Raw genomic sequence first — 12672 nt, forward strand, 5'->3', positions numbered from 1 at the left:
AAGACTTCTTCTTAGACTTCCGATCTTGCCGGTTGAGTCGCTTCTTCCGGCCTCCATAGGGAAGGGGAATTTCTTTATGAACAAGAACGAACTTGTGTCCGCTGTCGCCGAAGAAGCCGGTCTGGAAAAGGGTAAGGCTCAGGCCGCTGTCGACGCCGTCTTTTCGGTCATTACCAAGGAACTGAAGAAAGGTGGGGACGTTCGCCTCGTCGGTTTCGGCAACTTCGCCGTTTCCCGCCGTGAGGCTTCGACTGGCCGCAACCCGCAGACGGGTGCAGAGGTCAAGATTCCGGCCCGCAACGTGCCGAAATTCTCGGCCGGCAAGGGCCTGAAGGACGCCGTCAACTAAGCTGACGGATCAGATCCTTTTATTCAGGAAGCCGGGCTTGTCCCGGCTTTTCTGCTTCTGGAGAGCAGATCGAACAATCCCGGGTCTAGCCCCGCATTTGCGCAAGCGCCGGCGCGAGATCGCCTGCAGGCATTACCTCTACACGTGCGAGGCCAAGCCAACCTGCCATGGACCTCAGTTCGGCCATGATCTCCTCTGCCGTATGAGGCGGAGCATGATCTTCCGGATGCGCGGCCTGCACGCGCAGCACGCCCGCCTGCCGATCGGCCTTCAGGTCCACTCGCGCCACGATCCGATCGCCTAGCAGGAAAGGCAGGACATAGTACCCATGCATACGCTTCTCCGCCGGCGTATAGATCTCGATGCGGTAGTGGAATCCGAACAGCCGCTCGGCGCGGGAGCGTTCCCAAATCAGGGGATCGAAAGGGGCGAGCAGGGCGCGGGCTTCTACCTTGCGGGGAAGACGTGCGTCCCGATGAAGATATGCCGGCTGTTTCCAGCCCTTGACCGCTACCGGCTCGATCTCTCCTTCCTCGACAAGTTCCTCCAGCCGGCCGGCAATATCGGTGGGAGAGAGGCGGAAATAGTCGCGCAAATCGCCGCCGGTCGCGATTCCGAGTGCCCGGGCTGAGATGGCCAATAGCGCGCGGTGGGCATCGACAGGCGAAGGCGTGGGCGCTGCAAGCACCGACGCGGGCAGCACACGTTCGGGAAGATCATAGAGGCGTTCGAAGCTCGGACGGCGCGAATGGGTGGTGATGTGGCCTGCCCAGAACAGCCATTCGAAAGCATGCTTGGCGTCGCTCCATCCCCACCAGCCGCCAGTACCGCTGTGACCATCTATGTCAGATGCGGCAATCGGCCCACGCTGCACGACCTCGTCATAGATCTCCTTGATGAAGGACTGCTTTTCCCGCCCGAATTCCGCAAGCCTGCGATAGATGCCTTGTCCGGCCTCTGCACGCGCCATGCGCCAGCGCATGAGTGGCTGCGTTTCAACCGGCAGGAGCGAGGCTTCATGCGCCCAATATTCGAATAGGGCCCTTGGCCTGCGGGAGGCCGCGCTTTCGAGGAGCCTGGTAGAGTAGGGGCCAAGGCGGGAAAAGGCAGGCATGTAATGTGCCCGCGCCACGACATTCACGGAATCGATCTGGAAGAGACCCGTTCGCTGCAGGATCCGCTTCAAATGCCGTCGCTCGGGCTCTCCGGCTGTCCGGCGATCCGTGAAGCCCTGGGCGGCGAGCGCGATTCGCCTCGCCATGGTGGGAGTTATCGTCCGTATCGCTGGCATCTTCCACCGAACCGTTATTGATTGACGCATCAATCAATAATATTGACCGTTGCGTCAGCGATAGGGTTAGCTGGTTCGGTGATGTGCATCCACCCGGTTTCGAGGCGGGAGGCAAGACTACTGACATAAGGCCTTCAAAAGGCTCGCTGGCTCGCATAGATACCTTTTTAACAATGGTGGGAACGTACTCGGCGGGCGGGATGCGAATTGGCCGTCAATCGCCGCAATCTTGCCAAGGTTTGACTTGCGTCGCCCGATTGCCTGCGCTAACCCTCGCCGCGTTGCAGCATGAGCTTGCCGTATCGTATCGATCCCACAGGGCCGATACGGTTCACACTGCGCCTTGAGTACGCAGCCTCGCACCTGGCAGGCAACGGAAAGTCGGACCATGGATGGACTCTTAAGTTCGTATCTGCCCATCGTGATCTTCATCGGGGTCGCCCTTGCCGTCGGACTGGCACTGATAGTGGCGCCGTTCCTGGTGGCCTATCGCAATCCCGATCCTGAAAAGCTGTCGGCCTACGAATGCGGCTTCAATGCATTTGACGATGCGCGCATGAAGTTCGACGTCCGCTTCTATCTGGTGTCCATTCTCTTCATCATCTTCGACCTCGAAGTCGCCTTCCTGTTTCCGTGGGCCGTGTCCTTCGGCGAGATCGGGTGGCTGGGCTTCTGGTCCATGATGGTTTTTCTGGGCGTTCTCACCATCGGCTTCATCTATGAGTGGAAAAAGGGAGCGCTGGAATGGGATTGAACAATTCAACCCTGATCGCGCCGACACCGAAAGGCGTCATCGACCCGAATACAGGCAATCCTGTCGGGTCCGATGACCGGTTCTTCGGTGCCATCAACGAAGAGCTGTCCGACAAGGGTTTCCTCGTTACTTCATCCGAGGCCCTTATCACCTGGGCGCGGACCGGCTCGCTCATGTTCATGACCTTCGGACTTGCCTGCTGCGCGGTGGAGATGATCCAGACTTCCATGCCGCGCTATGACAGCGAGCGCTTCGGCGTTGCGCCTCGTGCCTCGCCGCGGCAGTCCGATGTCATGATCGTTGCCGGCACGCTGACCAACAAGATGGCCCCCGCGCTTCGCAAGGTCTATGACCAGATGCCCGAGCCGCGCTACGTCATCTCCATGGGCTCCTGCGCCAATGGCGGCGGCTACTATCACTATTCCTATTCGGTCGTGCGCGGCTGCGATCGGGTCGTACCGGTCGATATCTATGTGCCCGGCTGTCCGCCTACCGCCGAAGCCCTGCTTTACGGCATTCTTCTTCTGCAAAAGAAGATCCGCCGAACCGGCACCATCGAACGTTAGGTCGTGCAATGAGCGAAGTTCTCAAGGATCTGGCGGCCTACGCCAAGGAAAAGCTCGACGCCCAGATTCAGGACGCCATTGTGGCTTATGGCGAGCTTACTCTCCTCGTGGAGCCGGGCGATATCATTGATGTGCTGAACTTCCTCAAGTCGGATGTTCAATGCCAGTTCATTTCCTTCATCGACATCAGCGGAGCGGATTATCCGGCGCGCGAAAAGCGCTTTGATGTCGTCTATCATTTGTTGTCACCGCGCCAGAACCAGCGCATTCGAGTGAAGGTGGCCACGGACGAGGAAACGCCTATTCCCTCGGCGGTGGAGGTTTTTCCGGCAGCCGGATGGTATGAGCGCGAGGTCTATGATCTCTACGGTGTGCTTTTCACCGGGCATCCGGACCTTCGCCGTATCCTCACAGACTACGGCTTCGAGGGGCACCCGCTGCGCAAGGACTTCCCGCTGACAGGCTTCGTCGAGGTGCGCTATGACGACGACGCAAAACGGGTTGTTTACGAGCCTGTGGAGCTCCGCCAGGAATTCCGCAACTTCGACTTCCTCTCACCCTGGGAGGGTACGGATTATGTGCTGCCGGGAGATGAGAAGGCGAAGCAGTGAATGGTGAATGGTGAATGGTGAATGGACGAGAAGCCGGAGCAGATCCGCGACTACCGCGACCTGATCGTCTGGCAAGAAGCAATGGATATTGCCGAAGAAGTGTATCGTTTGACGCGGCAGTTTCCTCGCGAGGAGCTGTTCGGCATGACGTCGCAACTGCGGCGGTGTGCAGCCTCCATTCCCGCCAACATCGCAGAGGGATATGGTCGCGGTCAGAGGCGGACATTCATTCAGTTTCTTCGTATAGCTCAGGGGTCTTTGAAGGAACTAGAAACGCATTTGGCACTCAGCGTGCGGGTCGGTTTGTTGAAAGCTGTGGAAGGCAATCAAATGAACGACCGCTGCTCGCGTTTGGGAAAGCGACTGGTTCAATTCGTGAGGTCGCTCGGCGAACCGAAATGATCACCATTCACCATTCACCATTCACCATTCACCTGTGTGTTGCAGGTCGATCCAATGCCTGAAACCTCCGTCCGCAACTTCAACATCAATTTCGGCCCGCAACATCCTGCTGCACATGGCGTCTTGCGCCTTGTACTGGAGCTGGACGGTGAGGTGGTCGAACGTGTCGATCCGCATATCGGCCTCTTGCACCGGGGCACCGAGAAGCTGATGGAGCACAAGACCTATCTGCAGGCTGTGCCTTATCTCGACCGTCTCGACTATGTGGCTCCGATGAACCAGGAGCACGCCTTCGCGCTGGCAGTGGAGCGGCTGCTCGGCATCGACGTTCCAATCCGCGGTCAGCTGATCCGCGTACTTTATTGCGAGATCGGCCGCATACTCAGCCATTTGTTGAACATCACCACGCAGGCCATGGATGTTGGCGCGCTCACCCCGCCGCTGTGGGGCTTCGAAGAGCGCGAGAAGCTGATGGTCTTCTATGAGCGTGCGTCGGGCTCGCGCATGCATGCGGCCTATTTCCGCCCGGGCGGCGTGCATCAGGATCTTCCCGATCAGCTCGTCGAGGATATCGGCAAGTGGATCGATCCGTTCCTCAAAACGGTCGATGATCTGGACGAACTGCTTACGGATAACCGCATCTACAAGCAGCGCAATGTCGATATCGGTGTGGTGTCGCTGGAAGATGCCTGGGCTTGGGGATTCTCGGGCGTCATGGTGCGTGGTTCCGGAGCCCCATGGGATCTGCGCAAGAGCCAGCCCTATGAATGCTATGCCGAGATGGATTTCGACATTCCCGTCGGCAAGAACGGCGACTGCTACGACCGCTATCTGATCCGTATGGAGGAGATGCGCCAGTCGGCCAAGATCATGCGCCAATGCGTCGACCGCCTGCTCGGCAAGGATCGCAAGGGCCCGGTCTCGAACACCGACGGCAAGATCGTGCCGCCGAAGCGTGCCGCCATGAAGCGTTCGATGGAAGCGCTCATCCACCACTTCAAGCTTTATACCGAAGGCTATCGGGTGCCCGAGGGCGAAGTTTATGCCGCCGTTGAGGCGCCGAAGGGCGAGTTCGGCGTCTATCTTGTTGCGGACGGAACCAACAAGCCTTACCGCTGCAAGTTGCGGGCCCCCGGTTTCGCGCATCTGCAGGCCATGGACTTCCTCTGCCGCGGCCACTTGCTGGCCGACGTCTCGGCCATCCTCGGCTCCATCGACATCGTGTTTGGTGAGGTTGACAGATAATGAGTGTTCGCCGTCTCGCCGACGAAGACGTCCAGCCGAAATCCTTCGCCTTCACGAGGGAGAACGCGTCCTGGGCGAAGCACACGATCAGGAAGTACCCCAAGGGCCGTGAGGCTTCGGCGGTCATCCCGCTGCTGATGCGTGTGCAGGAGCAGGAAGGCTGGGTGACGCGACCGGCTATAGAATATGTAGCCGAGTTGCTCGACATGCCGCTGATCCGGGTGCTCGAGGTGGCGACCTTCTACACGCAGTTTCAGCTCAAGCCGGTGGGCACCAGGGCCCATGTGCAGGTCTGCGGGACTACGCCATGCATGCTGCGCGGTGCCGGCGAGCTGATTGACGTCTGCAGGGCAAGAATTCATCCAGAACCGCTGCACACCAACGAGACCGGCACGCTTTCCTGGGAAGAGGTCGAATGCCAGGGCGCCTGCGTCAACGCACCGATGGTCATGATCTTCAAGGATACCTATGAGGATCTGACCCCCGAACGGCTGGAAGAGATCATCGACGCCTTCGAAGCCGGCAAGGGCGACACGATCAAGCCGGGCACGCAGATTGACAGAATTTCGTCAGCGCCGGCGTCGGGCCTGACCTCGCTGACGGACGAAAAGGCGATCCTGAAGGTATCGCGGGACAAGGAAGCGCATTTCTCCGGCGCCAGGGCCGCGGCCGTCCCTCCGTCCAACGCCGCCAAGCCGAAGACGGACGCTGTGGAAACCGACAAGGCAATCAAGTCGCCTTCGCCCGTTAAAACGAGAAGCAACGGTGAAAGGGCAGCAAGCGTTCCGTCGCCGAAAGCCGACAGGCATCGAGCCGATCGTGTCTCTGAGGAGAGCGAGGTTTCCACCAGGCAGCGCCAGCACAGCGGTAAGCCGAAAACCGCTCCGCAGGCTTTCAAGGCGCCGGAAGCCGGTCGTCCCAAGACCTTGCCGCCTGCAAAGCCGAGCCTCGATGACAAGAACAGGCCGGAGGCCATGGAGCGTCCGGCACAGCCGGACGACCTGAAGATGATTTCCGGCGTCGGCCCCAAGATCGAGAGCATTTTGAATGGTCTCGGCATTTATACCTATGCGCAGGTCGCATCTTGGAAGAAAGCCGAGCGCGCCTGGGTTGATGGCTATCTGCAATTCAAGGGGCGCATCGAACGCGATGACTGGGTGAGACAGGCCAAGGCCCTCGCCAAGGGCGGGCCGGCCGAATATGAGCGCGTTTTCGGCAAGAAGCCGCGGTGAAGGATTGAGCCATGCTAGCCGACAAGGACCGCATATTCACCAACATCTACGGCCAGTTCGACCGCTCGCTAAAGGGCGCCATGGCACGCGGACATTGGGACAACACCAAGGGCCTGCTCGACAAGGGACGCGACTGGATCATCAATGAGATGAAGGCGTCAGGCCTGCGCGGGCGTGGCGGCGCAGGCTTTCCGACAGGGTTGAAATGGTCCTTTATGCCGAAGGAATCCGACGGCCGGCCGCACTATCTGGTGGTCAATGCCGACGAATCCGAGCCTGGCACCTGCAAGGACCGCGAAATCATGCGCCACGATCCGCATACGCTGGTCGAGGGGTGTCTGGTCGCTGGCTTCGCCATGGGAGCGCATGCGGCTTATATCTATGTGCGCGGCGAGTTCATCCGCGAGCGTGAGGCCCTGCAGCGTGCCGTCGATGAAGCCTATGACGCGGGCCTGATCGGCGCCAACAACAAGAATGGCTGGGATTTCGACATCATCGTCCATCACGGCGCCGGTGCCTATATCTGCGGCGAGGAGACTGCGCTTCTGGAAAGCCTTGAAGGCAAGAAAGGCCAGCCGCGCCTGAAGCCGCCTTTCCCAGCCAATGTCGGTCTCTACGGCTGTCCGACCACCGTCAACAATGTCGAATCCATAGCCGTCGCGCCGACCATCCTGCGCCGCGGCGCGGCCTGGTTCTCCTCCTTCGGGCGACCGAACAATGTCGGCACCAAGCTCTTCTGCATATCGGGTCATGTGGAGAACCCGTGCACCGTGGAAGAAGAGATGTCTATTCCTTTCCGCGAACTGATCGAGCGCCATTGTGGCGGCATCCGTGGCGGCTGGGACAATCTTCTCGCGGTCATCCCCGGCGGCTCTTCGGTACCGCTGGTTCCGGCCGAGCAGATCATCGACACGCCGATGGATTTCGACGCTCTGCGCGATTTAAAATCCGGCCTCGGCACAGCAGCCGTCATCGTCATGGACAAGTCCACGGACATCGTGAAGGCGATCGCGCGGCTTTCCTACTTCTACAAACACGAAAGCTGCGGCCAGTGCACGCCCTGCCGCGAAGGCACGGGCTGGATGTGGCGCGTCATGGAACGCCTGGTTCGTGGCGAGGCGCACAAGCATGAGATCGACATGCTGCTCGACGTTACCAAACAGGTCGAGGGCCACACCATCTGTGCTCTGGGCGACGCGGCGGCCTGGCCGATCCAGGGTCTGATCCGGCATTTCCGCCCGGAGATCGAGCGGCGCATCGACGAATTCTCCCGCAACGCGCACCGCAACGAGCCGGTGCTGGTGGCTGCGGAATAACACCGGCGGATAGCGATATGGCTAAACTGAAAGTCGACGGCAAAGAGATCGAGGTTCCCGATCACTACACGCTGCTTCAGGCGGCGGAAGAGGCGGGCGCGGAAGTGCCGCGCTTCTGCTTTCATGAGCGGCTGTCGATTGCCGGCAACTGCCGCATGTGCCTGATCGAGGTCAAGGGCGGTCCACCGAAGCCGGCTGCTTCCTGTGCCATGGGCGTGCGTGATTTGCGTCCAGGGCCGAATGGCGAAGTGCCGGAAATCTTCACCAACACCCCGATGGTGAAGAAGGCGCGCGAAGGCGTCATGGAATTCCTGCTGATCAACCATCCGCTAGATTGCCCGATCTGCGACCAGGGCGGCGAGTGCGACCTGCAGGATCAGGCCATGGCCTACGGCGTCGATGCTTCGCGCTACCACGAGAACAAGCGGGCGGTGGAGGACAAGTATATCGGCCCGCTGGTCAAGACGATCATGACGCGCTGCATCCACTGCACGCGCTGCGTCCGCTTCACCACCGAGGTCGGCGGCATCTCCGAGCTCGGGGCGACTGGCCGTGGCGAGGATATGGAGATCACCACCTATCTCGAACGCGCCATGACCTCCGAATTGCAGGGCAATGTCATCGATTTGTGCCCGGTCGGCGCGCTGACCTCCAGACCATACGCCTTCCAGGCGCGTCCGTGGGAGCTGACGAAGACCGAATCCATCGACGTGATGGATGCCGTCGGTTCCGCCATCCGGGTCGATACGCGTGGCCGCGAGGTCATGCGCATCCTGCCGCGCGTCAACGACGCCGTGAACGAAGAATGGATTTCCGACAAGACCCGCTTCATCTGGGACGGACTACGCACCCAGCGCCTCGACCGGCCCTATGTCCGCCGTGACGGCCGTCTCGTCCCCGCGTCCTGGAAGGATGCCTTCGAGGCGGTGAGGGTAGCGGTTGCCAAGGCCGCCCCTGAAAGAATCGGTGCGATCGCCGGCGACCTTGCAGCCGTCGAGGAGATGTATGCGCTGAAGCTGCTTATGCAGTCACTTGGCAGCGCCAATTACGATTGCCGCCAGGACGGCACGGCGCTCCATCCCGCACGGGGCAGGGCGAGCTACATCTTCAATCCGACCATAGAAGGCATCGAAGACGCTGACGCGCTCCTGGTCATCGGTGCCAATCCCCGTTTCGAGGCTGCTGTCCTGAATGCGCGCATCCGCAAGCGCTGGCGCATGGGCGAGTTTCCGATCGGCGTGATCGGTGATGCGGGCGACCTGCGCTACGATTATGAGATGCTCGGTGCCGGCCCGGAGACGCTGAAGGATCTGGTGGAGGGCACCGGCAAGTTCTTGTCTGTCCTGAAGCGCGCGAAGCGTCCGATGGTCATTGTCGGGCAGGGTGCTCTGGTACGTCCCGACGGTGCAGCGGTGCTCGCGCTGGCGGCACAGCTTGCGGTCAACGTCAAGGCGGTGTCGGCCGAGTGGAACGGTTTTGCCGTATTGCATACGGCTGCCGTGCGTGTCGGCGGGCTTGATGTCGGCTTCGTACCAGGCGAAGGCGGCAAGGATGTCGCCGGCATGATGGGCGCTATGGACGTTCTCTTCCTGCTCGGCGCCGACGAATTCGACATGGACAGGATCGGTAATGCCTTCACGGTCTACATCGGTACCCATGGCGACGCAGGTGCGCATCGCGCTGACGTCATTCTGCCGGCTGCGACCTATACCGAAAAGTCGGGCATCTATGTCAACACAGAGGGCCGCGTGCAGATGACCAAGCGCGCTGGCTTTGCACCGGGCGAGGCGAGGGAGGACTGGGCGATCCTGAGGGCTCTGTCCGATGTGCTCGGCCACAAGCTGCCTTTCGATTCGCTGCCGCAACTGCGCGCGAAGCTTTATGCGGACTATCCGCATTTCGCCGCGATCGACGGCATCGCGCCGGGGGACTTTGCTGATGTCGTCCGCTTGGCCGAGCCGACCGGGCGTCTCACAAAGGCGCCGTTTGTCTCGACGGTGAAAGATTTCTACCTCACAAACCCGATCGCGCGGGCTTCGGCCGTCATGGCCGAATGCTCCGCACTGGCGCGCGGCGGTTTCAGGCAGGCTGCCGAGTAAGGGCTGATCGATGGAATCCTTCTTCACATTCTATGTTCTTCCGGCCCTGATCATTCTTCTGAAGTCGGTGGCGCTTATCGTCATCCTGCTGATTCTGGTGGCCTACCTGCTCTATGCTGACCGCAAGATCTGGGCTGCGGTGCAGCTTCGTCGGGGGCCGAATGTCGTTGGCCCCTGGGGCACGCTGCAGGCCTTTGCCGATCTTCTGAAATTTGTCTTCAAGGAGCCGGTGATTCCGTCGGGTGCCAACAAGGGCGTGTTCCTTTTGGCGCCGCTCGTCTCCGCCGTACTGGCCATCGCCGCCTGGGCGGTGATCCCGGTCAATGAGGGCTGGGCGGTTGCGAATATCAATGTCGGTATCCTTTATGTCTTCGCGATCTCCTCGCTCGAGGTTTACGGCGTGATCATGGGCGGCTGGGCGTCCAACTCGAAATATCCTTTCCTAGGGGCGCTGCGCTCGGCCGCACAGATGGTATCTTATGAGGTCTCCATCGGCTTCGTGATCGTCACGGTGCTTCTCGCGGTCGGTTCGCTTAACCTGACCGATATCGTCCTGTCACAACAGGACGGCCTCGGGACGCATCTCGGTCTACCCAACACCTTCCTCGATTGGCATTGGCTGGCGCTGTTCCCGATGTTCATCATCTTCTTCATCTCGGCGCTGGCCGAGACGAACAGGCCACCCTTCGACCTGGTGGAAGCCGAATCGGAACTCGTTGCCGGTCACATGATCGAGTATTCGTCGACGCCATTCCTGCTCTTCTTCCTCGGCGAATATGTCGCGATCGTGCTGATGTGTGCGCTGACGACAATCCTGTTCCTGGGCGGATGGCTGCCGCCCTTCGATTTCGCGCCCTTCACCTGGATCCCGGGCGTCATCTGGTTCGTCCTCAAGGTCTGTATGGTGTTCTTCATGTTCGCCATGGTGAAGGCTTTCGTGCCGCGCTATCGCTACGACCAATTGATGCGGCTCGGCTGGAAGGTGTTCCTGCCAATTTCACTCTTCATGGTCGTGGCTACGGCTGTCTTCCTCAAGGTTACCGGATTGGTGGCGTGATGATGGCAGGCGTGATCGGCGCATTGATCGGTTTGGCTGTGGCGGCCGTGGACTACGCGCTGCTTTCGGCTCTTGGCCGTCGAGTCGATCTCGACGAGACGCGCCGCGTCCTCAGAATCACCGGCTTGAGCCAATTCGTGCTCCTGCCGGTCATAGGCTACTTCGTGGCCCCTTATGTTGCCGGAGAATGACGATGTCGGCTCTAGCCCAAGCGGCGAAATCTCTCCTCCTGAAAGAGTTCGTGGCCGCCTTCTTTCTTTCCATGCGGCAGTTCTTCGCTCCAAAGGCGACGATCAACTATCCGCACGAGAAGAACCCGCAGAGCCCGCGCTTCCGCGGCGAGCATGCACTGCGCCGTTATCCGAACGGCGAAGAGCGCTGCATCGCCTGCAAGCTCTGCGAGGCAATCTGTCCAGCACAGGCCATCACCATCGAGGCCGGCCCGCGCCGCAATGACGGGACACGCCGTACGGTGCGCTACGACATCGACATGGTGAAGTGCATCTATTGCGGCTTCTGCCAGGAGGCATGCCCGGTCGATGCGATCGTCGAAGGGCCGAATTTCGAGTTTTCGACTGAAACGCGCGAGGAACTTTACTACGACAAGGCGAAGCTTCTGGCGAACGGCGATCGTTGGGAGCGCGAACTGGCCAGAAACATCGCTTTGGATGCGCCTTACAGATAGATCGGCAACAGTGGACGCGCGTGTGACGCTCGTCTAAGAGACACCCGGCTTCGGCGCCCGGCATGCGGACGACGTAGCCGAGGAGCCCAGGCTCCACGAGAACAACCCGGGGGATATCCCAATGCTCACAGGACTAGAGGCGGTTTTCTTCTACCTCTTCGCCTTTGTCGCGGTCGCGGCGGCCTTCATGGTCATTTCCGCGCGCAATCCCGTGCATTCGGTCCTTTACCTCATTCTTACCTTCTTCAATGCGGCGGCACTTTTCCTGCTGACAGGCGCCGAGTTCCTGGCGATGATCCTGCTCGTCGTTTATGTCGGCGCCGTGGCGGTGCTTTTCCTTTTCGTCGTCATGATGCTTGACGTCGATTTCGCCGAACTGAAGCATGGCGCGCTGCAATACGCCCCGATCGGTGCCATGGTCGGTCTGATCCTTGCAGCCGAGCTCATCATAGTGCTTGCCGGCTATAGCTTTGCGCCGGATCTGGCATCGGAGGTCGCAAAGCCCATACCGGCCATCGCAGAACGGCACAATACGGCGGCCCTCGGCGACATTCTCTATACGGACTACATCTACTTCTTCCAGATCGCCGGCATGATCCTGCTGGTCGCCATGATCGGCGCGATCGTGCTGACATTGCGCCACAAGGTCGGCGTCAAGCGCCAGAACATATCGGCACAGGTCGCGCGCAGGCCCGAAACCGCCATCGAGATCCGCAAGGTCGAAACGGGCGAGGGGATTTAGGCAGGTCATCATGGAAATCGGCATTGCACATTATCTGACCGTCTCGGCCATCCTGTTCACGCTCGGCGTGTTCGGCATTTTCCTGAACCGAAAGAACGTCATCATCATCCTGATGTCGATCGAACTGATCCTGCTTGCGGTCAATCTGAACTTCATCGCCTTTTCCGCCACTCTAGGCGATCTGGTCGGCCAGGCTTTTGCGCTTTTCGTGCTTACCGTGGCGGCCGCGGAGGCCGCGATCGGCCTGGCGATCCTGGTTGTCTATTTCCGCAACCGCGGATCGATCGCGGTCGAAGACATCAACATGATGAAGGGCTGAGGAA

At 60.2% G+C, this 12672-nt stretch carries 15 protein-coding genes; 14 read left to right on the forward strand and 1 reads right to left on the reverse strand.

The window, feature by feature from the left end; genetic code table 11:
• Nucleotides 1-76 precede the first annotated feature (76 nt).
• On the forward strand, nucleotides 77-349 hold the full coding sequence (locus L598_RS10225) for an HU family DNA-binding protein (protein ID WP_144862183.1): 273 nt from the start codon (nucleotides 77-79) through the stop codon (nucleotides 347-349).
• An 85-nt stretch (nucleotides 350-434) separates the two neighbouring features.
• Here L598_RS10225 and L598_RS10230 read toward each other — a convergent pair whose 3' ends face one another.
• Complete coding sequence (locus L598_RS10230) at nucleotides 435-1610, reverse strand: winged helix-turn-helix domain-containing protein (protein WP_246658707.1); 1176 nt, start codon at nucleotides 1608-1610, stop codon at nucleotides 435-437.
• A 418-nt stretch (nucleotides 1611-2028) separates the two neighbouring features.
• Between L598_RS10230 and L598_RS10235 the strand changes: the two genes are divergently transcribed.
• From L598_RS10235 to nuoK, 13 genes are all read left to right on the forward strand, one after another.
• Nucleotides 2029-2394 carry an NADH-quinone oxidoreductase subunit A gene (locus tag L598_RS10235; protein ID WP_144862187.1) on the forward strand — a complete coding sequence of 122 codons (366 nt, stop codon included), beginning with the start codon at nucleotides 2029-2031 and terminating at the stop codon, nucleotides 2392-2394.
• On the forward strand, nucleotides 2385-2960 hold the full coding sequence (locus L598_RS10240) for an NADH-quinone oxidoreductase subunit B (protein ID WP_144862189.1): 576 nt from the start codon (nucleotides 2385-2387) through the stop codon (nucleotides 2958-2960). The genes L598_RS10235 and L598_RS10240 overlap by 10 nt, the downstream gene beginning before the upstream one ends.
• Before the next feature lie 8 nt (nucleotides 2961-2968).
• Nucleotides 2969-3571, forward strand: a complete 603-nt coding sequence (locus L598_RS10245) for an NADH-quinone oxidoreductase subunit C (protein WP_144862191.1) — start codon at nucleotides 2969-2971, stop codon at nucleotides 3569-3571.
• Nucleotides 3572-3592: 21 nt separating this feature from the next.
• On the forward strand, nucleotides 3593-3973 hold the full coding sequence (locus L598_RS10250; protein WP_144862193.1) for a four helix bundle protein: 381 nt from the start codon (nucleotides 3593-3595) through the stop codon (nucleotides 3971-3973).
• Between the two features lie 54 nt (nucleotides 3974-4027).
• Nucleotides 4028-5218 (forward strand): NADH-quinone oxidoreductase subunit D, encoded by a 1191-nt coding sequence (locus tag L598_RS10255; RefSeq protein ID WP_144862195.1) that lies wholly within the window; start codon nucleotides 4028-4030, stop codon nucleotides 5216-5218.
• Complete coding sequence (locus L598_RS10260) at nucleotides 5218-6450, forward strand: NADH-quinone oxidoreductase subunit E (protein ID WP_144862197.1); 1233 nt, start codon at nucleotides 5218-5220, stop codon at nucleotides 6448-6450. The genes L598_RS10255 and L598_RS10260 overlap by 1 nt, the downstream gene beginning before the upstream one ends.
• A gap of 11 nt (nucleotides 6451-6461) precedes the next feature.
• On the forward strand, nucleotides 6462-7766 hold the full coding sequence (gene nuoF, locus L598_RS10265) for an NADH-quinone oxidoreductase subunit NuoF (RefSeq protein WP_144862199.1): 1305 nt from the start codon (nucleotides 6462-6464) through the stop codon (nucleotides 7764-7766).
• 17 nt (nucleotides 7767-7783) lie between these two features.
• The gene (gene nuoG / locus L598_RS10270; RefSeq protein ID WP_144862201.1) at nucleotides 7784-9865 is read left to right on the forward strand and encodes an NADH-quinone oxidoreductase subunit NuoG; all 2082 of its coding nucleotides are present in this window, start codon (nucleotides 7784-7786) and stop codon (nucleotides 9863-9865) included.
• Between the two features lie 10 nt (nucleotides 9866-9875).
• Nucleotides 9876-10922 (forward strand): NADH-quinone oxidoreductase subunit NuoH, encoded by a 1047-nt coding sequence (nuoH, locus tag L598_RS10275; protein WP_144862203.1) that lies wholly within the window; start codon nucleotides 9876-9878, stop codon nucleotides 10920-10922.
• Complete coding sequence (locus L598_RS10280; RefSeq protein ID WP_144862496.1) at nucleotides 10922-11113, forward strand: hypothetical protein; 192 nt, start codon at nucleotides 10922-10924, stop codon at nucleotides 11111-11113. The genes nuoH and L598_RS10280 overlap by 1 nt, the downstream gene beginning before the upstream one ends.
• A 2-nt stretch (nucleotides 11114-11115) precedes the next feature.
• Complete coding sequence (nuoI, locus tag L598_RS10285; protein WP_144862205.1) at nucleotides 11116-11607, forward strand: NADH-quinone oxidoreductase subunit NuoI; 492 nt, start codon at nucleotides 11116-11118, stop codon at nucleotides 11605-11607.
• Between the two features lie 121 nt (nucleotides 11608-11728).
• A complete protein-coding gene (locus L598_RS10290) occupies nucleotides 11729-12349 on the forward strand; it encodes an NADH-quinone oxidoreductase subunit J (RefSeq protein WP_144862207.1) in 621 nt (206 codons plus the stop codon).
• A gap of 10 nt (nucleotides 12350-12359) precedes the next feature.
• Complete coding sequence (gene nuoK / locus L598_RS10295) at nucleotides 12360-12668, forward strand: NADH-quinone oxidoreductase subunit NuoK (RefSeq protein WP_144862209.1); 309 nt, start codon at nucleotides 12360-12362, stop codon at nucleotides 12666-12668.
• Nucleotides 12669-12672 lie beyond the last annotated feature (4 nt).

It is taken from the genome of Mesorhizobium sp. J18 (assembly GCF_007829525.1).
Classification (GTDB): domain Bacteria; phylum Pseudomonadota; class Alphaproteobacteria; order Rhizobiales; family Rhizobiaceae; genus VLJP01.

What these genes read in the sequence shown, in the direction of transcription:
- nuoI (WP_144862205.1), top strand. Translation starts at nt 11,116, where the DNA reads ATGTCGGCTCTAGCCCAAGCGGCGAAATCTCTCCTCCTGAAAGAGTTC.
- L598_RS10245 (WP_144862191.1), top strand. Translation starts at nt 2,969, where the DNA reads ATGAGCGAAGTTCTCAAGGATCTGGCGGCCTACGCCAAGGAAAAGCTC.
- L598_RS10225 (WP_144862183.1), top strand. Translation starts at nt 77, where the DNA reads ATGAACAAGAACGAACTTGTGTCCGCTGTCGCCGAAGAAGCCGGTCTG.
- nuoH (WP_144862203.1), top strand. Translation starts at nt 9,876, where the DNA reads ATGGAATCCTTCTTCACATTCTATGTTCTTCCGGCCCTGATCATTCTT.
- L598_RS10235 (WP_144862187.1), top strand. Translation starts at nt 2,029, where the DNA reads ATGGATGGACTCTTAAGTTCGTATCTGCCCATCGTGATCTTCATCGGG.
- L598_RS10250 (WP_144862193.1), top strand. Translation starts at nt 3,593, where the DNA reads ATGGACGAGAAGCCGGAGCAGATCCGCGACTACCGCGACCTGATCGTC.
- L598_RS10280 (WP_144862496.1), top strand. Translation starts at nt 10,922, where the DNA reads ATGATGGCAGGCGTGATCGGCGCATTGATCGGTTTGGCTGTGGCGGCC.
- L598_RS10230 (WP_246658707.1), bottom strand. Translation starts at nt 1,610, where the DNA reads ATGGCGAGGCGAATCGCGCTCGCCGCCCAGGGCTTCACGGATCGCCGG.
- nuoG (WP_144862201.1), top strand. Translation starts at nt 7,784, where the DNA reads ATGGCTAAACTGAAAGTCGACGGCAAAGAGATCGAGGTTCCCGATCAC.
- L598_RS10255 (WP_144862195.1), top strand. Translation starts at nt 4,028, where the DNA reads ATGCCTGAAACCTCCGTCCGCAACTTCAACATCAATTTCGGCCCGCAA.
- L598_RS10290 (WP_144862207.1), top strand. Translation starts at nt 11,729, where the DNA reads ATGCTCACAGGACTAGAGGCGGTTTTCTTCTACCTCTTCGCCTTTGTC.
- L598_RS10240 (WP_144862189.1), top strand. Translation starts at nt 2,385, where the DNA reads ATGGGATTGAACAATTCAACCCTGATCGCGCCGACACCGAAAGGCGTC.
- nuoF (WP_144862199.1), top strand. Translation starts at nt 6,462, where the DNA reads ATGCTAGCCGACAAGGACCGCATATTCACCAACATCTACGGCCAGTTC.
- nuoK (WP_144862209.1), top strand. Translation starts at nt 12,360, where the DNA reads ATGGAAATCGGCATTGCACATTATCTGACCGTCTCGGCCATCCTGTTC.
- L598_RS10260 (WP_144862197.1), top strand. Translation starts at nt 5,218, where the DNA reads ATGAGTGTTCGCCGTCTCGCCGACGAAGACGTCCAGCCGAAATCCTTC.